We start from the raw sequence: 20368 nt of genomic DNA on the forward strand, positions 1-20368 counted from the left end.
TAAACAAAAGGACAATAGCTGCGGAATGACAAAAATGAGAAATGTAATTAATGCTTTCTTAATGTTAATGATGAAGCACTTACCCAATCCGACAACGCACGACGCGAGATTTTAATCCCTCCGGCTTTAAGCTCGGGTGGCAATGTCAACCAACATACCGGTTGCTGAAAGCGTGCCAGCTTATCTTTTACCCACTCTGCCAGATTAGTTTCTCCAGCATTAGCGTCATACTCAACGACCGCCACCGGGCGATGGCCAAATTCTTTGTCTTCTATCGGCACAATAAAGGCCTGCAGAACATGTGGATGTGCGACAATCACGCGTTCCACCTCTTCCGGCTGTATGCCTTCCCCGCCGCTAAAGAACAGATTGTCCATACGACCGACAATGGTTAACTTGCCGTCCTTCAACACGCCGCGATCGCGGGTTGCAAACCAGCCTTCCGCGTTCACTAAAGGCATAAGCTGTCCGTTACGCCAGTAACCTTGCGCCATGCTGGCGGCTCGTAGCCAAACTTCGTCATTAACGATCCTGACTTCCCGCCCCGGTAAAGCAGAGCCCACATCCGCCAGGCCATCTGCCTCTTTCGCACAAACCGTAGAAGCAAACTCCGTCAATCCGTAACCGCACCAGCAACGAATCCCCTGTTCACGCGCCTGTTCCGTCAACTCAACAGGAATTGCCGCACCGCCCAGCAGCACCGCTTTTAGCGTGACTGGCGTGTTATTAACAAGTAAGCGCCACAGTTGCGTGGGCACCAGTGAAGCGTGAGTGCATCCAGCCAGCATTTGATCCAGCGGCTGTTTGTCGCGCACGGTCATTCGCGCTCCGGCGAACAACCATCGCCACAAAATGCCCTGCCCGGAAACATGAAACAGCGGCAATGAGAGCAGCCAGTCATCCTCAGCACCAAACGGCATTAATGACAGTACGCCCTGCGCGCTTGCCAGATGCGCCTGACAGGTATGCACCGCCGCCTTTGGTAATCCGGTAGAACCTGAGGTTAACGTCATCGTGCTCAAACGCTCGGGCAACCATGCGGCGGCGTGATCGCCTGGCAACGACTGCATCTGTAACGGACTGAGTTCCGGGAGTGCGATAGCAGCCTCCAGATCCAGCGCAAAACGTAGCGTTAAGTCCGGGACCAGCGCATCAAGCAGCGACTGAGGCAACTGTGGGTTCACAGGTAAAACCCGCGCCCCACACTGCAGCAGCGCGAGCCAGGCCAGCAAAGCGCGCGGATGATTCCAGGCGCGAAGCAGGACGCCATCGCCTTCTTCCACGCCCTGAGCGGCAAAACCGCAGGCCAGATGGTCGATGCGCGCGCAGAGCTCGCTCCAGCTTAATGCCTCATCGTTGAGGCGTAAGGCTGGCGCCTTCGCACGAACCTGTCGCCAGTGACGCCACGGCCAGTCACTGGGTTGTATCAGGCCCGATAAGCTCACGCTATCGGGCATTTCCTGCTGGGTCATAGCAGACGTTCCAGCGCATCAACGTCGATACACGGCAATGCGCTACCGGGCCAGGTGCGTACCTGCTGGCACTGCATCAGGCTCAGGGTATCCAGACCCGGGATGGTTTGCGGCGTCAACCAGGCGGCAATTCGCGCCAGCTGGGTTAAGCCCAGACTCGACTCGATTGACGAACTGATAACGGCAGTAAGACCAAGCGCATGCGCCGCTGCCACCTGTTCACGGACTTTATCGAGACTGCCGGTCAGCGTAGGTTTGATAACCACAGCCTTGACGCCCTCTTCGGCTTCGAAGGTGAAATCCGCTTCACGCAGACTTTCATCCCAGGCGATGGCAATGCCGGTTTCACGCGCGAAGGCACGAGAATCATCACGGGTTTTGCACGGTTCTTCGAGGAAGGCAATGCGTCCGCGATACTCCGGATTAACGTATTTCGCGAACTGCTGAGCTTTCAACGGCGTCCAGGCCCGGTTGGCGTCAAGTCGCAAATGCAGCTCCGGGATCGCCTCAAGTAACAGATTGGCTACCATGCCGTCGCGAACCGCTTCATACAAACCGACCTTAATCTTCGCCACTTTTTCGCCCGGCATGTCCGCCAGTTGCAGTACCAGATCGTCAGGATCGCCCGTACACAGCGGTGCAGCACGATAGTCTGCATCCTGTGGCAATACGCCAGCCAGTTCGGCCAGCGCACAGCTTACGCCAAAGGCGACTGAAGGCAGTTGCGGTAAGGAGGCATCCCCTTGCAGCCAGCCTTTCACCCAGGCCAGCAACTCGGTTTGCGCTTCTTCCCAGCTTTCCTGACTGAAGCCCGGCAGCGGGGAGATTTCTCCCCACCCTTCACGCTCACCGTCACGAAGACATACGTATAACCCGTCACGCGTTTTTAACCGCCTGTCGCGCAGAATCACCCCCGCGTCCATGGGGATCTGCCAGCGGTATACCTGCGCGCTACGCATTACGGATTCCGTTTGAATTTGCTGAAATCAGGCTGACGTTTCTGGTTAAAGGCGTTACGGCCTTCCTGACCTTCTTCCGTCATGTAGAACAGCATAGTGGCGTTACCTGCCAGCTCCTGCAGACCTGCCTGACCATCACAGTCGGCGTTCAGTGCAGCTTTCAGGCAGCGCAGCGCCATTGGGCTGTTTTGCAGCATTTCGCGACACCAGCGTACTGTCTCTTTTTCCAGATCCGCCAGCGGAACCACGGTGTTGACCAGCCCCATATCCAGCGCCTGTTTCGCATCGTACTGACGGCACAGGAACCAGATTTCACGCGCCTTTTTCTGACCGACGATACGCGCCATATAGGAAGCGCCCCAACCGCCGTCGAAGGAACCGACTTTCGGACCGGTCTGACCGAAGATGGCGTTTTCAGCCGCAATGGTCAGGTCACACATCATGTGCAGCACATGACCGCCGCCAATGGAGAAACCTGCAACCATCGCCACGACCGGTTTCGGACAGGTACGAATCTGACGCTGGAAGTCCAGTACGTTCAGGTGATGCACACCGGAGTCATCCTGGTATCCGCCGTAGTCGCCACGTACCTTCTGATCGCCGCCTGCACAGAACGCTTTATCGCCCGCACCGGTCAGAATAATTACGCCGATGTTGTCATCATAGCGAGCATCCGCCAGCGCCTGGATCATCTCTTTCACGGTGACCGGACGGAAGGCATTGCGTACCTGCGGACGATTAATGGTGATTTTTGCGATACCGTCGGTGGATTTCTCGTAAAGAATGTCGGTATAGCCTTCAGAGCAATCGTGCCATTCTACCGGTGCGTAAAGCATTGTTTCATCAGGATAGATCATAAAATGTCCTATAGTCAGCGACGCAGAATCTGAGCCAGACAGTCCACTACACCCGCGGGGTTGTCCCGATGCGCGTTGTGTCCGGCATTACGAATCACATGGTTTGGTACTGATATTTCCGCCGCCAGAGCGCGGAATTTATCGTCACGTTCACCACATAAATAATAAAACGGAAATGTGCACGTCGTGAGTTGCGCACGTAAATCAGGTTGTACGGCAAGCGAGGTGGCCTCCAGCATTGCCGCCAGCGTTTGCCCATTATTCTGGCTACGCAGAGCGACCAGCGCCTCTCTTTGTACCGTGTTCAGCGAGGAAAAAACGGGCTGTTGATACCAGTCATTAAACACCTCACGTAGCGGCTCTGCGCGAAAACGCGCAGCCCAGCGGCCATCCGAGAGACGACGCTGAACGCGCGCCTCTTCGCCTTGCAAGCCTGGATGTCCACCTTCAACCACCAGACCACAAAGCCCAGGCATCTCCTGACAGGCCGCCATCATCGCGACTCTGCCACCAAGAGAGTATCCCACCAGCCAGTAGTTGTGTATGTTGTAACTAAGCAGAGTGTTACGCAGCAAAACGTTTACGTCATCGAATCCGCTCACGCTGATGTCAGCGGAGCCACCGTGTCCCGGCAGATCGATGTATAGCCGCGAATAATCCTGAAACGCTTCGCCGACCGTCTGCCATTCCCGACAATCGCCAGAAAAACCGTGCAGGAAAACCAGCCAGGGAAATCCCGTCTGGCCCTCTTTCGCCTGCGCATGCAGGATCATAGATGACTTACCTGCGCCAGCAGTTGCTGCAAGGTTTGCGCCCCGTCAGTTTCATTCACCACCAGCTCAATCACCGTGGCCGCAGGAGTACGCCAGGCGTTAGTCAACGCGCTCTCCAGTTGCTCCCAGTTTTCCGGGCGCTGGTATTTAAGGTTAAACATGGCGGCAGCATGCTCGAAATGTACGTTCTGCGGCATCAGATAGAACCGTTCGCGTTCGCTGGCTGGCGTCGGCAGTAGAGAAAAAATCTGTCCGCCGTTATTGTTGACCACTATCAGGACAAACGGTGCAGAAACCTGACGCAATAACGCCAGCGCATTCAGGTCATACAATGCAGATAAATCGCCAACAATCGCCAGCGTCGATTTCGCGCTGGCACGCTGTACACCTGCTGCCGTAGACAGCAGGCCGTCAATACCGCTCGCGCCACGGTTGCTATAGACCGGGTAACCAGCCGGAAGCTGCGACAGCGCATCAATCAGGCGTACCACCAGACTGTTACCCACGAACAGCTGCCCCTGCTCCGGCAAGTATTCGTGAATACGGTGGGCTAATTGCGCTTCACCGAACGCCTCACGACGGGCTTCTACCGCCTGCCAGGCCAGTTGTGCCATGCGAGGGATTTCCACGTACCAGGGCTGACGTTTCTCCGCCGGATGCAGCTCCAGCCAGTCGCCAACTTTCGCCACCAGCCTGCGGCCACGATGGTGAGCCGGATCGAGGCGGCCTTCGATATTATCGACAATCCAGTATTCCTGCGGATCGCAGTTGGCCTGCCATTGCAGGAGTCGTTTTCCGGTCAGGCTGCTACCAAGCTGCACCACAATCTGCGCCTGCTGTAACTCAGCTACCGCTTTCGCATTTCCCAGCCACAGGTCGGCGCACGGCAGCGGTTGTCCGGTTTGCGACAGAACATCACCAATCAGCGGCCAGCCTAACGTCTGCGCCCACTGCGCAACCTTCTTACCTTCTTCAGCGCTCATGCGGCCCGCAATGACTACGCCGCGTTTTTGTCGCCAGAAAAACCAGTCGCGCTGTTTGTCGCTTTCCAGCCGACGCGCTTCTCGCAGCCAGGGTTTATCGTCCTGCCACCAGTCGCCGAGGCGCTGCTGCCAGGCAATCCCCGTTTCGTCCATATCACCATACAGCGGTTCCGCAAACGGGCAATTGATATGAACCGCCCCGCTATGCAGGGTTGCTAACGCATTATCAATAGTGGACACCAGCCAGCTTGCCGGAATGTCCTGAGTCGGACGCGGTAAAGAGAGCGTTTGCGATGGATGTGAGGCAAACATTCCGGCCTGACGAATTGCCTGGTTCGCGCCACAGTCGATAAGCTCTGGCGGTCGGTCTGCCGTAAGTAAAATTAGTTTTTCACCGGTCAGGCCCGCTTCAATCAACGCGGGATATAAATTCGCCACCGCGGTACCGGACGTCACAATCACGGCGACAGGCTGACGGCTAACTTTTGCAAGACCTAAGGCCAGATGCCCAAGACCACGCTCGTCAAAATGGGTGTGGTGGATGAATGCGGGGTTTTCCGCTGCCGCCAGCGTCAACGGTGTAGAACGAGAGCCAGGGGCAATGCAGACATGCCTGACGCCGTGGCGAGTGAGTGCTTCCAGAATGACCGCCGCCCAGCGTCGGTTAAATGCGCTTACTGACATGAGATTGTCCGGTATCAATATTGCGACACAGTATAAAGAATCGAATAAATGGATTTTTGATATGAGTCGGTAATGTGTGACTCATTAGGCTTCCATCTGTAATAAAGTACGTAAACCCGCCGCTTTGTTGTCTATTTCTTGCCATTCCTGCTCAGGATCTGAACCACGTACGATCCCTGCTCCGGCATACAGGCGCACCACGTTTGCGCTAATTTTCGCCGAACGTAGTGACACGCAAAACTCACTTTGGCGCAGTGAAAGATAACCCGCAGAACCGGCATACCACTCACGTTCAAAGGGTTCATTTTGTTGGATGAATTCACGTGCCAGCTCTCGCGGAATACCGGCGACAGCCGCCGTGGGCTGGAGTTGCATCAGGCAAAGCGTATCGTCGGCCTGATTCAGTTCCGTCCAGATGCAACGGCGCAGGTGCTGCACTTTACGCAGTCTCAGCACCTGTGGCGGCAGCACATCAAGAGTTTGCGTACAGCCTTGCAGGCGCTGGCAAATATCTTCAACCACCAGCATATTCTCACGCTGGTTTTTATCATCTTTCATTAGCCATTCACCCAACTGCCAGGCGCGATGATCCTCAGGGTGGTTAGCAACGGTTCCGGCCAGCGCCTCGGTGCGCAGCGCCGTGTCTCGCCGCCGATACAGACGCTCAGGGGAAGAGCCAAGAAAAGCGGAGTCGGCAGAGAATGCCATAAAGAAATGGTAGCAGTTCAGGTTTAAGCGACGGCTGGAAGCCATCACGGCCGCGGCATTAACCGACTGAGAAAACTGTAAGTCGGTCGCCCGCGCCAGCACGACCTTATCGAGGTCTTCTCCTGCGATCGTTTGCGTGGCGAGTTTTATCAGATTTGTCCAGCCCGCTTTATCTGGCCAGTTCTGTTCTCCCGTCAAACTGAGACGCAACGCTGGTAGCGGCTTAACATTGGCGAGCGATGAGATAAACGCCACCGCCTGCGCGGCGTCGTCACGTAACGATACGTCGCTGTAGAGATGTAAGCGTAAGCTCGCCACTCCGGCGCAACGTCGCCACTCCAGCCGCGGCAGCAGCAAATTGCCACGCTGTGGCTCAAAGGCATTCAGGCCCCAGATGCGCAGGTCGGGATGATTATCATGCTGACGTAAAAACTGCTGAGCTGATTCCAGTGAGGAAAATGCGGCGACGGCCCCTAATACGGCGGCCTCTTCGTCGCCGTTACGCTGCTGCCAGTAAAACTGGGGCCAGACGGGTTGGCTAGCCAGCCATCCTAAAGCGTCAAACGCATCATTCAGTGGGAAAGGTATGTCGTAAATACGAATTCCAGGTGCGGCTGGTAACTCTTGCGACAAATGACGCATCAGACTTTCCAGCGCAGTAGTGATTGAATGCACGCGGACCTCTCCCTGTTAAAAACCTCACATTATACGGGGTACTGAGCAGAAAAAGCAGTACCCCCAGTTAGGGAGTACGTACAAATGCGATGACAGAACGGAATTTATCGCCGTGCTAACAATAATCCCATCACTAAACCGACTGTGGCGCCAACACCGATCCCGCGCCAGGGTTTTTCGTGCACATAGTCATCCGCCCGACAAACAGCTTTTTTCGCACGGTAATAGTAGCTATCAGAAGCATGGCTGACGCGATTTCTCACCTCTTCTAACGCCCGCTCTGCCCGCGCTTTTAACTCAAGGTATTTTTGATCTGCTGGGTCGCCAGAAGAACGCAGCACCTCTTCCAGCGTTTCACTCAATAATTCCAGATCATCATCGATACGTGATTCATAAGAATGAAAAGACATTATATTCTCCCTTTCAATTGACGTACCCGCTAACTATAGACAACCTGGACTGTTTGTGCCTGTTTACGCCTGATGTGCTTCCCGCGCCATTCCGACGTGTGGAATACCGTCTTCGTCATAGATATCCGTTACCGGAACAAAGCCAAAGCGCGCATAGAACGATTGCAGATGCGCCTGCGCGCCCAGATATAACGCCTTGTGTGGCCAGTGTTGCGCGCAGGATGCCAGCGTCTGGGCCATCAGCTGTTGCCCCAGTTTTTCACCGCGCAGCGCTTCGCTTACAATCACCCGACCAATCACCACCGGCTCCAGTTCGTCATCGCTTTTCAGAATCCTCGCATACGCCACTAGCTCATCGTTATGCCAGCCCAGAATATGGCGATTCTCTCCAACCAGGTCATCGCCATCCACATCCTGGTACGGACACTGTTGCTCAACTACAAACACCGCGCATCGCAACTGAAGTAGTGCGTACAGTTGTTGGGTACTCAGCTTTGCATGGTGGAGATCTTGCCAGTGAATCATTGTCTGCCCCTATGTTGTGATAACCTGAACACCCTGCCTTATTGATGGCGAAAAGTGTAACGCGAAGATGGAATTACTATTTTTAGGCACGTCAGCGGGAGTCCCCACTCGCTCACGCAATGTAACGGCAATTTTACTGAATCTGCAACACCCGACTCAGGCGGGGCTGTGGCTTTTTGATTGCGGTGAAGGGACGCAGCATCAGATGCTCACCACTCCTTTCAATCCAGGAAAACTCGATCGTATTTTTATCAGCCATCTGCACGGCGATCACCTGTTTGGTTTACCGGGACTACTGTGCAGTCGCTCAATGGCCGGCAATGTCCAGCCTCTGACGCTTTACGGGCCAAAAGGGTTGCGAGAGTTTACCGAAACCGCATTACGTCTGAGCGGCTCCTGGACCGATTATCCGATGGAAATTGTGGAAATCACCGCAGGTGAGATTGTCGATGACGGCCTGCGTAAAGTCACGGCGTACCCGCTGGCGCATCCGCTGGAGTGCTACGGTTTTCGCATTCAAGAGCATGACAAACCCGGTGCGCTTGACGCTAGCGCCCTGAAGGCGGCAGGTGTTAAAGCGGGCCCGTGGTTTCAGGATTTGAAAGCCGGGAAAACTATCGTGCTGGAGGATGGACGTACGATCCACGGCGCCGACTTCCTCGCCCCGGCCACCAGGGGAAAATCAGTCGCTATTTTCGGTGACACAGGACCCTGCGCGTCCGCCATTGAACTGGCTCGAGGTGTAGATGTCATGGTACACGAAACCACGCTGGATGCCTCAATGGAGGAGAAAGCGAACAGTCGCGGGCACAGCTCAACCCGACAAGCAGCACAGCTGGCGCTGGATGCCGGAGTGGGACGCCTGATCATGACCCACGTTAGCTCACGCTATGATGAAAAAGGCTGTCAGCGTTTGCTTGAAGAGTGCAAAGCGATTTTTCCAGACACGGAACTGGCACACGATTTCGCCATTTTCAGCGTTTAACGCTTTATTTTTCCGCCTCAGTGCCGATAACAGTGGAAAGGCTGGCTTTCACACTGAGGACAGGATGAACAATTTCCAGAAAGATATTGATGACAGGACAAACCTAACCCTGTCTAACCGTTTTGAACTGCTGCTATTTCGCCTCGGCAAATCTGTTGAGGAGCAGAAATCAGAGCTATTTGGCATCAACGTATTCAAGCTGCGTGAAATCGTGCCGATGCCGACCTTTACGCGTCCGGCTGGTATGAAGGCCCCGCTGCTGGGTATGGTTAATATTCGCGATCAGGTGATCCCGGTGATTGACCTGCCCGCCGTCGCGGGCTGTAAACCAGAGACCGGACTCAACATCCTGTTGATCACAGAATATGCCCGCAGCGTCCAGGCGTTTGCGGTGGAGTCAGTGGAAAACATTATGCGCCTGGACTGGCAACAGGTGCATACCGCCGAGAAAGCCGTCAATGGTCGCTATATCACCAGTATCGCTTGCCTTGACGACAACAAAGAGACCAACAACCTGGCGCTGGTGCTCGACGTTGAGCAGATCTTGTATGACATCGTACCGGCGAACCACGACCTGCGTGCAACCGATCTGAAAACCAATAAATTCAACATCACGCCGGGTGCGGTGGCGATTGTGGCAGATGATTCAAAAGTGGCCCGCGCAATGCTGGAAAAAGGGCTTAACGCCATGGAAATCCCGCATCTGATGCATGTAACGGGCCAGGATGCGTGGGAAAAAATACAGCAGCTTTCCGCAGAAGCACTGGCGGAGGGCAAGCCTATTAGCGAGAAGATCGCCCTGGTACTCACCGATCTCGAAATGCCGGAGATGGACGGTTTTACGCTTACCCGCAAAATAAAAACCGACGAACGCCTGAAGAAAATCCCGGTCGTTATCCACTCTTCGCTTTCCGGTAGTGCGAACGAAGATCACGTTCGCCGAGTAAAAGCGGATGGCTACGTGGCCAAATTCGAAGTCAATGAGCTTTCTTCAGTGATCCAGGAAGTGATGGATCGCACAGCAAAAGGCATCAGCGGTCCGCTGGTGAGCCGTCAGCTATTGAACTGACCGTATTTCACGCATAAAAAAACCCGCCGAGGCGGGTTTTTTCGTTACTGCATGTAGCCTTACATCAGCGGAGTCGCTAACTGCACAATGCTGATCAGCGGTTGCGGGTAAATACCCAGCACCAGTACCAGCAGGGCAGAAATCAGCACCACGATACCGCCCGCGCTGTACTGCCAGTTGGATGGCGCATCGCGGTTCAGCTGTTGCGGTGCGCTCAGGTACAGGCTCACGGCAACACGCAGGTAGTAGTACAAACCAATCGCCGAACCGACCACCACAGCGGCAACCAGCCACCACAGGTTAGCCTGCACACCGACTGCCAGTACGTAGAACTTACCGATAAAGCCCAGCGTCATCGGGATACCGGCCAGAGACAGCATCATTACCGTCATCACTGCCGCGAGGATCGGACGATGCCAGAACAGACCACGGTAGGAGAACAGAGAGTCCGCATCCGGGCCGCGGTACGGGCTGGACATCAGACTGACCACACCGAACGCGCCGAGGCTGCTGAACAGGTAACCGGCCAGGTAAACGCCAACCGCTTCCATCGACATCTCGCCGCTCTGCAGAGCAATCAGCGCCACCAGCAGGTAGCCGAGATGAGAGATAGAAGAGTAACCGAGCAGACGTTTAATATTGGTCTGGCTCAGCGCCATCAGGTTACCGAAGATGATGGAAGCAAAGGCAATCACGCCCAGTACAATACGTACCGCTTCACTATCCCCTACCGGTGCGTACAGGAACAGACGCATCACCACGCCGAAGATAGCGATTTTGCTCGCCGTCGCCAGGAAGGTGGAAACCGGAGCCGGAGCGCCCTGGTAAACGTCTGGCGTCCACAGGTGGAACGGAACCAGCGAAAGTTTAAAGCCGAGGCCAACAATCATCAGACCGAAGCCCGCCAGCAGCAGCGGTTCGTGCAGCATGCCGTCGCCGAGGCTCTTACCGAGCGCAACAAACGACAGATTGCCAGACTGCGCGTACACCAGCGCCATACCGAACAGCAGGAAGGAAGACGCTGCGGCAGACAGAATGGTGTATTTGATACTGGCTTCCAGCGAACGTTTCTGACGGAACGCATAGCCAACCAGACCAAACAGCGGCAGAGAGATCAGCTCAATACCAAGGAACAGCGCCGCCAGATGGTTAGCGTTAGCCAGCAGAATACCGCCGAGTGCGGCAATCAGCACCAACAGGTAGAACTCTTCCCGGTTGTCGTCGTAGCCTTCCAGCCACGGGTAAGCAAAGGTACAGGTGGCAAGACTGGCCAGCAGCACCAGTCCGGTGTAGAGCATGGCGAAACCGTCAACCCGCATCAGCGGGGTAACGTCCATGGCGCCCGCCTGGCCAACAAACCAGAGCGAAACCAGCGCGGCGTTAAGCCCAATGACCGATAACGTGGCATTGAGGAAGTGATTGCGTCGCCACGCAATGGAGAGCATCACAACCACCACCGTCAAGCCGACGATCAGCAGCGGTAGCAGCGCAATCAGGTGTTGTGGAGTTATTGTCATGGCGATTTACGGCCTTGTAGTAGTAACGGAATTAACAAACCACTGCTGGATGTTGCTCATCGCAGAATGCGAGGTATCCAGAATCGGCTGCGGATAGAAGCCAAGCAGTACCAGAAGCACGACCAGCAACAGGATGATAAACAGCTCACGCAGCGACATCCCTGGCAGTTCAACACTGGCAATCTGGCTCTTCGCTTTACCGAAGTAAGCGCGATGCAACATCGCCAGCGAGTAAACAGAGGCAAACACCAGACCAAAGGTCGAGATCACGGTAATGACCGGAACCACCTGGTAGCTGCCGAACAGAATCATAAATTCGCCAACGAAGTTACCTGTACCCGGCATACCCAGCGTACACACGGCGAAGAACATTGACAGCGCAGGCAACCATTTCATTTTGCCCCACAGGCCGCCCATCATACGCATATCACGCGTGTGCAGACGTTCGTACAGCTGACCACACAGAATGAACAGACCGGCTGCGGACAGACCGTGCGCGATCATCTGAATAACCGCACCCTGGTACGCCAGCTGGCTGCCGGTGTAGATAGCAATCAGTACGAAGCCCATGTGCGATACGGAGGTGTAAGCGATCAGGCGTTTGATATCGTACTGATTAAAGGCCATCCACGCGCCGTAGAAGATACCGATAACGCCCAGCCACATTGCGATAGGTGCAAACTCCGCCGACGCGTTCGGGAACAGCGGCAGGGAGAAGCGCAGCAGACCGTAGGCTGCGGTTTTCAGCAAAATCCCCGCCAGATCAACGGAACCTGCGGTCGGCGCCTGGGAGTGTGCATCCGGCAACCAGCCGTGCAGCGGAACCACCGGCATTTTCACCGCGAAGGCGATGAAGAAGCCCAGCATCAGCAGATATTCCACACCGTGGGACATCGGGGTATTCAGCAGCTCTTCATAGTTGAAGGTCCACACACCGGTCGCTTTATAGTGCACAAACACCAGCGCCAGGATGGCAATCAACATCACCAGACCACTCGCCTGGGTATAAATGAAGAACTTGGTCGCCGCCGTGATACGCGTTTTACCGTCAGAGGCTTTATGCCCCCACAACGCGATCAGGAAGTACATCGGCACCAGCATCATTTCCCAGAAGAAGAAGAACAGGAACATGTCGATGGCAAGGAACACGCCGATCACGCCGCCTAAGATCCACATCAGGTTCAGATGGAAGAAGCCCTGGTATTTTTCGATTTCATTCCAGGAGCAAAGTACCGCCAGAACACCGAGCAGACCGGTCAGCACTACCATCAGCAGCGACAGACCGTCGATAGCCAGATGAATAGAGATGCCAAAACGTGGGATCCACGGCAGGACAAACTCAGACTGCCACTGCGGAATGCCAGCGGATTGCGTCAGTGAATAGCCGCCCTGCAACCACAGTTGCAGGCCAAGCGCCAGCGTCAATCCCATGGTAATCAGCGCGATCCAGCGCGGCACCTTCACGCCAAAGCGTTCGGTCTGCCAGCACAGGAAGCCACCGATAAAGGGAATTAATATTAGCCAGGGTAGTAACATGGCGATCTTTATTCCTTGTTAAAGTCCCATCAGGACCTGATTTTCAACGAATTCTCAAACAGAAAATTCACTTCGGATTGCGGCTTTTTTTGCCCGGTGGCGCGAACGCTTACCGGGCCTACAGATTCCCGTAGGTCGGATAAGCACCAGCGCCATCCGACATCAACCCCACAATCCTCAAACTCAACGCAGTACCATCAACAGTGCCAGCACAACGACGGCGCCGATGCTCATTGATGCCACATACCAGCGCAGATAACCGTTCTCGCTCAACAGCAGGCCTTTACCTGCAAAGCGGGTAAGGATCGCCGGAATGTTCATCATTGAGTTGAGCGGATCGCGTTTCAGCAACCAGGCAACACCCAGGAACGGCTTGACGAACACTTTGTCGTACAGCCAGTCGAAGCCCCAGGCGTTATACCACCAGGTACCCAGCAGGCGGCCCGGCGCACTGTTGGCAATCGATGTCACAAGCTGGCGTTTACCCAGCCACAGCCATGCTGCGATCAGGATGCCCGCAATCGCTACGATACCGGAGGTAATTTCCAGCGTCATAACGCGACCATGCTCAAGCTCGGTCGTCGCAGGCAGTACACCCTGCAGCGGTGGCACAATCAGCGCGCCAACGAAGGTGGACAGGATCATCAGCACAATCAGCGGCAGATGATGGGTAATCCCCTTCCCTGCATGAGCGTGAATTTGTTCTTTACCGTGGAACACGATGAAAATCATACGGAAGGTGTACAGAGAGGTCATGAACGCACCGACCAGACCTGCAACCATCAGATTAATATGACCATTCGCCATTGCACCGGCCAGAATCTCATCCTTACTGAAGAAGCCAGCGGTAATCAGCGGCAGAGCCGACAGCGCCGCGCCACCGATCAGGAAGCAGAGATACACCAGCGGAATTGACTTACGCAGTCCGCCCATCTTGAAGATGTTCTGTTCGTGGTGGCAAGCCAGGATAACCGAGCCGGATGCCAGGAACAGCAGCGCTTTAAAGAAGGCGTGCGTCATCAGGTGGAAAATCGCCGCATCCCACGCCTGTACACCGAGAGCCAGGAACATATAACCAATCTGGCTCATGGTGGAGTACGCAAGAACGCGTTTGATGTCGGTCTGTACCAGCGCAGCAAAACCCGCCAGCACCAGAGTGATGGCACCGATAATCCCCACCAGGTGCAGGATTTCTGGGGTCATCAGGAACAGGCCGTGCGTACGTGCAATCAGGTAGACACCGGCGGTAACCATCGTCGCAGCGTGGATAAGCGCAGAGACAGGCGTCGGGCCGGCCATCGCATCAGCAAGCCATGTTTGCAACGGCAACTGCGCAGATTTACCGACCGCACCGCCCAGCAGCATCAGGGTTGCCCACATCAGCATGTTGTTACCATCTGCAAAGTGCGCAGGCGCCAGTTCCACCATTTCGCGGAAGTTCAGCGTGCCCAGCTCGTTGTAGAGGATGAACAGCGCGAACGCCAGGAATACGTCACCAACACGGGTTACCACAAAGGCTTTCATTGCCGCAGCGCCATTCTTCGGATCGGTATAGTAGAAACCAATCAGCAGATAGGAGCACAGGCCCACGCCTTCCCAGCCGAGGTACATCAGCAGCAGGTTATCCGCCAGCACCAGAACCACCATGCTGGCGATAAACAGGTTGGTGTAGGCGAAGAAACGAGAATAGCCCTCTTCTCCGCGCATATACCAGGAGGCGAACATGTGGATCAGGAAACCAACGCCGGTCACCACGGAGAGCATAGTCAGCGACAGGCCATCCAGCACCAGGTTAAAACCGATGTTGAAGTCGCCGACTGACATCCAGGTCCACAGCGGCTGGCTATAAGCCTGCTGGCCATTGGCAAAGAAATCAACGCCAACAAACGCAGTCACCAGCGCGGCCAGACCAATCGACCCGACACCCACGGTAGCGGACAGATTTTCTGACCAACGACCACGGGAAAACGCCAGTAATACAAAGCCAATAAATGGCAGAATAATGGTTAAGGCAAGCATGTTCATCCACGCATCTCACTTACTGAATCGATGTTCAGGTTCTGGCGACGGCGATGAAGTTGCAGCAACAGCGCAAGTCCAATGCTCGCTTCCGCAGCCGCAAGGCTGATGGCGAGAATGTACATCACCTGACCATCGGTCTGGCCCCAGTAGCTTCCGGCGACCACAAAGGCCAGCGCGGAGGCGTTAATCATGATTTCCAGCCCGATCAGCATAAACAGCAGATTGCGACGGATAACCAGACCGGTCAAACCCAGGACGAATAAAATCGCAGCGAGGATCAGTCCATGTTGTAAGGGGATCATGCGTGCTCCTCCGTTTTTCTTTTCGCGCGGTCATCAGTGCGATTGCTCAGCACTTCACCTGAACGCTCTTCGCGCCCCACGTGGAAGGCCACAACCAGGCCCGCCAGCAGCAGCATCGAAGCCAGTTCGACCGCCAGTACATACGGTCCGAACAGGGAAATACCGACTGCTTTCGCGCTAATTGGCGTCCCGTCGATGCCCTGATCGTTTACGCCCAGAATGGCGTAAACAATGACCACCAGCATGATGGCCGACAGAATCGCCGGACCAATCCACACCTGAGGTTTCAGCCACTGGCGTTCCTGTTCAATTTCAGAACCACCGAGGTTGAGCATCATTACCACGAATACGAACAGCACCATGATAGCGCCCGCGTAGACGATAATTTCCAGCGCACCGGCGAAGTAAGCGCCTAACGAGAAGAACACCCCGGAAATCGCCAGCAGCGAAATAATCAGATACAGCAGCGCGTGTACCGGATTGGTGTGGGTGATCACCCGCAAGGTTGCGAGAATGGCTATCAGGCCACAGATATAAAAAGCGAACTCCATTGCCCCTCTCCTTACGGTAACAGGCTCTTGACGTCGATAGGCTTGGCTTCGTTCTCTGCTTCGCCCTTATCTTTGCCGTCGATTGCCATACCTGCCATCCGGTAGAAGTTATATTCCGGGTATTTGCCCGGACCGGAGATCAGCAGATCCTCTTTCTCGTAAACCAGGTCCTGGCGCTTGTACTCACCCAGCTCGAAATCTGGAGTCAGCTGAATAGCCGTTGTCGGACAGGCTTCTTCGCACAGGCCGCAGAAAATGCAGCGTGAGAAGTTAATGCGGAAAAACTCCGGATACCAGCGGCCATCTTTGGTCTCTGCTTTTTGCAAAGAGATACAGCCTACCGGACACGCTACCGCACACAGGTTACAGGCAACGCAGCGCTCTTCACCGTCTGGATCACGAGTCAGAACGATACGACCACGAAAACGGGGCGGTAGATAGACCGGCTCTTCCGGGTACATCTGCGTTTCGCGTTTCGCGAACGCATGCAGGCCGATCATCCAGATACTGCGTACCTGGGTGCCGAAACCTACGAACAATTCTTTTAAGGTCATGGTCTTTGTGTCCCTTATTGCGCCTGCCAGAGAATGACAGCCGCAGTTACCAGCAAGTTGACGAGCGTCAGCGGCAGACAGACTTTCCAGCCGAAGGACATTACCTGGTCATAACGAGGACGCGGTAACGACGCACGAATCAAAATGAACATCATCATGAAGAACGCGGTTTTCAGCGCGAACCAGACGAATGGCGGTAAGAACGGGCCATGCCAGCCACCGAAGAACAGGGTAACCATCAGTGCAGAAATGGTGACGATACCGATGTATTCACCCACGAAGAACAGACCGAATTTCATACCGGAATATTCAATGTGGTAACCGTCGGCCAGTTCCTGCTCGGCTTCTGGCTGGTCAAACGGGTGACGGTGACACACCGCCACGCCCGCGATGGCAAAGGTGACAAAACCAAAGAACTGCGGAATAACGTTCCAGATATCAGCCTGGTTGTTGACGATGTCGGTCATGTTAAATGAACCGGCCTGCGCCACCACGCCCATCAGGGAAAGTCCGAGGAACACTTCGTAGCTTAGGGTCTGCGCAGACGCACGCATCGCACCGAGCAGGGAGTATTTGTTGTTACTGGACCAGCCGGCGAACAGCACTGCGTATACCGCGAGGCCCGCCATCATCAGGAAGAACAGGATCCCGATGTTCAGGTCAGCAACCACCCAGTTCGGACTCACCGGCACGATGGCGAAAGCCAGCAGCAGCGAGGTGAAGGCGATCATCGGTGCCAGGGTAAAGATGACGCGATCCGAGAATTTCGGGATCCAGTCTTCTTTAAAGAACATCTTGATCATGTCCGCAACCAGCTGGAGCGAACCGCCCCAGCCAACACGGTTCGGTCCGTAACGGTTCTGGAACAGACCCAGCAGACGACGTTCGCCAAAGCTCATGAATGCCCCGCAGGTGACCACCACCAGCAGGATCACCACCGCTTTGAGAATGCTCAGCAGGATCTCAATCAGATCGGGTGTAATCCAACTCATTGTTGTGCCTCCTGCAGATCCTCAAGACGCGCACCTGCCAGAACCGGCGCGATGCCAGGCATGCCCATCGGCAAACCAACCTGCCCTGCCGTTAATCCTTCAGCGATTTCAACCGGCAGCGTAACCGTGTTGCCATCGTAGCTGAAAGAAACGCGCGTACCGGCATTAACACCCAACTTCGCGGCATCAGCCGGGTTGAGTTTGATGTACGGCTGCGGCATACGGGTCTGGAAGACCGGCGCACGCTGGGACATTTCGTCACTACCAAACAGATGGTAGTACGGCGCGACACGCCACTGACCATCCTGAGCCTGGAAGCTCGCCGGAACGGTAGTGAAGTAATCCATACCATCCGCAGAAGCTTCGATCAGGCGCACGCCCGGATCGCCATGACGCAGTTTACCGCCCACTTCATCCTGGAACTTGTTCCACGCCTGTGGGGAGTTCCAGCCCGGAGCCCAGGCAAACGGAATTTGTGAACGCGGTGCAGACGGCTGGTTGTTCCCTTCCATAGAGAAAGCGAACATGGTGTCTTTGTCCTGCGGTTGACGCGGTTCGTGTACGCTGATGTTGGCGCGCATTGCGGTACGCCCACTGTAGCGGTGCGGTTCACGCGCCAGCTTCTGTCCACGGATACGGAAGCTTGCGTCCGGCGCGGCATCTTTAATGCCCGCCAGCTGCGGCAACTTCTCAACGACTGCGTCGATAACGTGGTCGAGCTGCGTCCAGTCCACTTCACGGCTCTGCACGGTGCTGTGCAGCGAGTGCAGCCAGCGCCAGCTTTCCAGCATTACGGTGTTGCTGTCGTAGTAGGATGGGTCATAGACCTGGAAGAAACGCTGGGCGCGGCCTTCGTTGTTAATCACCGTACCATCGCTTTCGGCGAAGCTTGCAGCGGAAAGCACCAGATGGGCGTTTTCCATAATTGCCGTACGCTGATGGTCAACGACCAGTACCAGCGGCGCTTTCGCCAGCGCGGCATCAACGCGAGCGGCTGAAGCATGGCGATGCAGGTCATTTTCCAGCACCACAACGGCGTCAGCGCGGCCTGTTTCCAGCTCGGTCAGCGCATCGTCAAGGGAACCACCGCCAATCATGCCGAGGCCCATGCTGTTAACAGAGCGAGCAATCATGGTGATGCCGACTTCTGCGCCACGGCCTTTCAGCGCCTTCGCCACGTTGGCAGCCGCCTGAATCACTTCGGCGCTACCGGCGTTGGTGCCGGAAATAATCAGTGGTTTCTTCGCCCCGGCTAGTGCCTGAACGATAACGTCAATTTTGTTCTGCAGGTCACGGTCAATACCGTCAACCGCCGGCGCGTTGTTATCCAGCGCGTGGGCGATAGCGAAACCTAAACGCGCCTGATCTTCAACCGGTGCGCGATAGGTCCAAGCGGCGATATCGTCCAGACGGGTGTTATCGACGTTGGTAACGAATAGCGGATGCTTAGCACGCTGGCCGATATTAAGGATTGCTGCGATCTGCCAGTCAGCCACTTTCTGTGCCGCCGCCATTTCACGCGCTTTACCTTTCACCGCCTGACGCACCGCCAGCGCAACGCGTGCGCCGGTCTGGGTGACATCTTCGCCCAGCACCAGAACCGCATCATAAGATTCGATTTCGCGCAGTGCCGGAGTATGAATCCCGCCGTCACGCAGTACGCTCAACGCCAGTTGCAGACGATCCAGTTCGCCCTGAGCGATACCGGTATAGAAGTTATCCGCACCGACCAGTTCACGCAGCGCGAAGTTACTTTCAACGCTGGCGCGCGGGGAGCCGATACCAATCACTTTCTTCGACTGACGCAGAATATCTGCCGCGCCCTGCATCGCCTGCTCGGCGTTCAGCGTGATCAGGTCATCGCCACGACGCTGTACCGGCTGACGCGGACGGTCTTTCAGATTCACGTAACCATAGCCGAAACGACCACGGTCGCAGAGGAAGTAGTGGTTAACGGTACCGTTATAACGGTTTTCGATACGACGCAGTTCACCGTAGCGCTCGCCCGGGCTGGTGTTACAGCCGATGGAACACTGCTGGCAGATGCTCGGCGCAAACTGCATGTCCCATTTACGGTTATAACGCTCGGAGTGCGTTTTATCGGTGAAGACGCCGGTTGGACAAATTTCGACCAGGTTGCCAGAGAATTCGCTTTCGAGCGAACCGTCTTCCGGACGACCGAAGTAGACGTTGTCATGTGCGCCATACACGCCCAGATCCGCACCATCGGCGTAATCTTTGTAGTAACGTACACAGCGATAGCAGGCGATGCAGCGGTTCATTTCGTGAGAGATGAACGGCCCCAGGTCCTGGTTACGGTGAGTACGCTTCGTGAAGCGGTAGCGACGGAAGCTGTGACCGGTCATGACGGTCATATCCTGCAGGTGGCAGTTGCCGCCCTCTTCACAGACCGGACAGTCGTGCGGGTGGTTAGTCATCAACCACTCCACGACGCTTTCGCGGAACTGCTTCGCTTCTTCGTCATCAATAGAAATAAAGGTGCCTTCGGTGGCCGGTGTCATACAAGACATCACCAGGCGACCACGCGTGTCTTCCGCGTTCTGATATTGCTTCACCGCACACTGGCGGCAAGCACCGACGCTTCCCAGCGCCGGGTGCCAGCAAAAGTACGGAATATCAAGGCCAAGAGACAGACAAGCTTCCAGCAGGTTGTCCGCTCCGTTGACCTCATATTCTTTGCCGTCTACATGAATCGTAGCCATAGTCAGCATGCTTCCAGTTGGCTCGGTCGTAACCGAGCGTTAATCGAATTTCTTATCGCGACACAGGGCTA

Annotated in this window: 18 protein-coding genes; 2 read left to right on the plus strand and 16 right to left on the minus strand. The window is 55.4% G+C overall.

Annotated features, from left to right (window positions below; translation table 11 throughout):
* Window positions 1-47: 47 nt before the first annotated feature.
* The 8 genes from menE to C2U41_RS14210 form a co-directional block, all read right to left on the minus strand.
* Window positions 48-1472 carry an o-succinylbenzoate--CoA ligase gene (gene menE / locus C2U41_RS14175; protein WP_049015635.1) on the minus strand — a complete coding sequence of 475 codons (1425 nt, stop codon included), beginning with the start codon at window positions 1470-1472 and terminating at the stop codon, window positions 48-50.
* The gene (gene menC, locus C2U41_RS14180; protein ID WP_003027669.1) at window positions 1469-2431 is read right to left on the minus strand and encodes an o-succinylbenzoate synthase; all 963 of its coding nucleotides are present in this window, start codon (window positions 2429-2431) and stop codon (window positions 1469-1471) included. Before menC ends, menE begins: the two co-directional genes overlap by 4 nt.
* Window positions 2431-3288, minus strand: coding sequence for a 1,4-dihydroxy-2-naphthoyl-CoA synthase (menB, locus tag C2U41_RS14185; protein ID WP_003027671.1), 858 nt, complete (start codon window positions 3286-3288; stop codon window positions 2431-2433). The genes menC and menB overlap by 1 nt, the downstream gene beginning before the upstream one ends.
* A gap of 14 nt (window positions 3289-3302) precedes the next feature.
* Window positions 3303-4061: a 2-succinyl-6-hydroxy-2,4-cyclohexadiene-1-carboxylate synthase gene (menH, locus tag C2U41_RS14190; protein ID WP_003027673.1), complete on the minus strand. Its 759-nt coding sequence runs from the start codon at window positions 4059-4061 to the stop codon at window positions 3303-3305.
* Window positions 4058-5728 carry a 2-succinyl-5-enolpyruvyl-6-hydroxy-3-cyclohexene-1-carboxylic-acid synthase gene (gene menD / locus C2U41_RS14195; RefSeq protein ID WP_103848479.1) on the minus strand — a complete coding sequence of 557 codons (1671 nt, stop codon included), beginning with the start codon at window positions 5726-5728 and terminating at the stop codon, window positions 4058-4060. Before menD ends, menH begins: the two co-directional genes overlap by 4 nt.
* An 84-nt stretch (window positions 5729-5812) precedes the next feature.
* On the minus strand, window positions 5813-7111 hold the full coding sequence (menF, locus tag C2U41_RS14200; RefSeq protein ID WP_103848478.1) for an isochorismate synthase MenF: 1299 nt from the start codon (window positions 7109-7111) through the stop codon (window positions 5813-5815).
* A 104-nt stretch (window positions 7112-7215) separates the two neighbouring features.
* Window positions 7216-7521: a stress response protein ElaB gene (gene elaB / locus C2U41_RS14205; RefSeq protein ID WP_003027683.1), complete on the minus strand. Its 306-nt coding sequence runs from the start codon at window positions 7519-7521 to the stop codon at window positions 7216-7218.
* A gap of 63 nt (window positions 7522-7584) precedes the next feature.
* On the minus strand, window positions 7585-8046 hold the full coding sequence (locus C2U41_RS14210) for a GNAT family N-acetyltransferase (protein WP_003027684.1): 462 nt from the start codon (window positions 8044-8046) through the stop codon (window positions 7585-7587).
* Window positions 8047-8113: 67 nt separating this feature from the next.
* On the opposite strand from C2U41_RS14210, the gene rbn reads away from it, so the two are divergent.
* Both rbn and C2U41_RS14220 read left to right on the plus strand, forming a co-directional pair.
* The gene (gene rbn / locus C2U41_RS14215) at window positions 8114-9031 is read left to right on the plus strand and encodes a ribonuclease BN (RefSeq protein WP_003845091.1); all 918 of its coding nucleotides are present in this window, start codon (window positions 8114-8116) and stop codon (window positions 9029-9031) included.
* A 64-nt stretch (window positions 9032-9095) separates the two neighbouring features.
* Complete coding sequence (locus C2U41_RS14220; protein WP_003839364.1) at window positions 9096-10100, plus strand: chemotaxis protein; 1005 nt, start codon at window positions 9096-9098, stop codon at window positions 10098-10100.
* 59 nt (window positions 10101-10159) lie between these two features.
* On the opposite strand, the gene nuoN is transcribed toward C2U41_RS14220, so the two are convergent.
* From nuoN to nuoG, 8 genes are all read right to left on the minus strand, one after another.
* Entirely contained in the window at window positions 10160-11617 is a 1458-nt protein-coding gene (gene nuoN, locus C2U41_RS14225) for an NADH-quinone oxidoreductase subunit NuoN (RefSeq protein ID WP_003027689.1), read from the minus strand.
* 6 nt (window positions 11618-11623) lie between these two features.
* Window positions 11624-13153: an NADH-quinone oxidoreductase subunit M gene (gene nuoM, locus C2U41_RS14230; protein WP_003027692.1), complete on the minus strand. Its 1530-nt coding sequence runs from the start codon at window positions 13151-13153 to the stop codon at window positions 11624-11626.
* 183 nt (window positions 13154-13336) lie between these two features.
* Window positions 13337-15178, minus strand: a complete 1842-nt coding sequence (nuoL, locus tag C2U41_RS14235) for an NADH-quinone oxidoreductase subunit L (protein ID WP_103849459.1) — start codon at window positions 15176-15178, stop codon at window positions 13337-13339.
* On the minus strand, window positions 15175-15477 hold the full coding sequence (nuoK, locus tag C2U41_RS14240) for an NADH-quinone oxidoreductase subunit NuoK (protein WP_000612644.1): 303 nt from the start codon (window positions 15475-15477) through the stop codon (window positions 15175-15177). Before nuoK ends, nuoL begins: the two co-directional genes overlap by 4 nt.
* On the minus strand, window positions 15474-16028 hold the full coding sequence (gene nuoJ / locus C2U41_RS14245; protein WP_003028059.1) for an NADH-quinone oxidoreductase subunit J: 555 nt from the start codon (window positions 16026-16028) through the stop codon (window positions 15474-15476). Before nuoJ ends, nuoK begins: the two co-directional genes overlap by 4 nt.
* Before the next feature lie 11 nt (window positions 16029-16039).
* Window positions 16040-16582 carry an NADH-quinone oxidoreductase subunit NuoI gene (gene nuoI / locus C2U41_RS14250; protein WP_003028062.1) on the minus strand — a complete coding sequence of 181 codons (543 nt, stop codon included), beginning with the start codon at window positions 16580-16582 and terminating at the stop codon, window positions 16040-16042.
* A gap of 14 nt (window positions 16583-16596) precedes the next feature.
* A complete protein-coding gene (nuoH, locus tag C2U41_RS14255) occupies window positions 16597-17574 on the minus strand; it encodes an NADH-quinone oxidoreductase subunit NuoH (RefSeq protein WP_003028063.1) in 978 nt (325 codons plus the stop codon).
* On the minus strand, window positions 17571-20297 hold the full coding sequence (gene nuoG, locus C2U41_RS14260) for an NADH-quinone oxidoreductase subunit NuoG (protein WP_146051399.1): 2727 nt from the start codon (window positions 20295-20297) through the stop codon (window positions 17571-17573). Before nuoG ends, nuoH begins: the two co-directional genes overlap by 4 nt.
* Window positions 20298-20368 lie beyond the last annotated feature (71 nt).

The sequence above is a fragment of the Citrobacter freundii complex sp. CFNIH4 genome (assembly GCF_002934505.1).
In the GTDB taxonomy this organism is placed as follows: Bacteria; Pseudomonadota; Gammaproteobacteria; order Enterobacterales; family Enterobacteriaceae; genus Citrobacter; species Citrobacter freundii.

Bases quoted from the DNA above. Each gene is read 5' to 3' on its own strand.
- C2U41_RS14220 (WP_003839364.1), top strand. From the start codon at position 9,096: ATGAACAATTTCCAGAAAGATATTGATGACAGGACAAACCTAACCCTG.
- rbn (WP_003845091.1), top strand. From the start codon at position 8,114: ATGGAATTACTATTTTTAGGCACGTCAGCGGGAGTCCCCACTCGCTCA.
- nuoJ (WP_003028059.1), bottom strand. From the start codon at position 16,028: ATGGAGTTCGCTTTTTATATCTGTGGCCTGATAGCCATTCTCGCAACC.
- nuoL (WP_103849459.1), bottom strand. From the start codon at position 15,178: ATGAACATGCTTGCCTTAACCATTATTCTGCCATTTATTGGCTTTGTA.
- menC (WP_003027669.1), bottom strand. From the start codon at position 2,431: ATGCGTAGCGCGCAGGTATACCGCTGGCAGATCCCCATGGACGCGGGG.
- nuoK (WP_000612644.1), bottom strand. From the start codon at position 15,477: ATGATCCCCTTACAACATGGACTGATCCTCGCTGCGATTTTATTCGTC.
- C2U41_RS14210 (WP_003027684.1), bottom strand. From the start codon at position 8,046: ATGATTCACTGGCAAGATCTCCACCATGCAAAGCTGAGTACCCAACAA.
- nuoI (WP_003028062.1), bottom strand. From the start codon at position 16,582: ATGACCTTAAAAGAATTGTTCGTAGGTTTCGGCACCCAGGTACGCAGT.
- nuoG (WP_146051399.1), bottom strand. From the start codon at position 20,297: ATGGCTACGATTCATGTAGACGGCAAAGAATATGAGGTCAACGGAGCG.
- menH (WP_003027673.1), bottom strand. From the start codon at position 4,061: ATGATCCTGCATGCGCAGGCGAAAGAGGGCCAGACGGGATTTCCCTGG.
- menE (WP_049015635.1), bottom strand. From the start codon at position 1,472: ATGACCCAGCAGGAAATGCCCGATAGCGTGAGCTTATCGGGCCTGATA.
- nuoH (WP_003028063.1), bottom strand. From the start codon at position 17,574: ATGAGTTGGATTACACCCGATCTGATTGAGATCCTGCTGAGCATTCTC.
- nuoM (WP_003027692.1), bottom strand. From the start codon at position 13,153: ATGTTACTACCCTGGCTAATATTAATTCCCTTTATCGGTGGCTTCCTG.
- nuoN (WP_003027689.1), bottom strand. From the start codon at position 11,617: ATGACAATAACTCCACAACACCTGATTGCGCTGCTACCGCTGCTGATC.
- menD (WP_103848479.1), bottom strand. From the start codon at position 5,728: ATGTCAGTAAGCGCATTTAACCGACGCTGGGCGGCGGTCATTCTGGAA.
- elaB (WP_003027683.1), bottom strand. From the start codon at position 7,521: ATGTCTTTTCATTCTTATGAATCACGTATCGATGATGATCTGGAATTA.
- menB (WP_003027671.1), bottom strand. From the start codon at position 3,288: ATGATCTATCCTGATGAAACAATGCTTTACGCACCGGTAGAATGGCAC.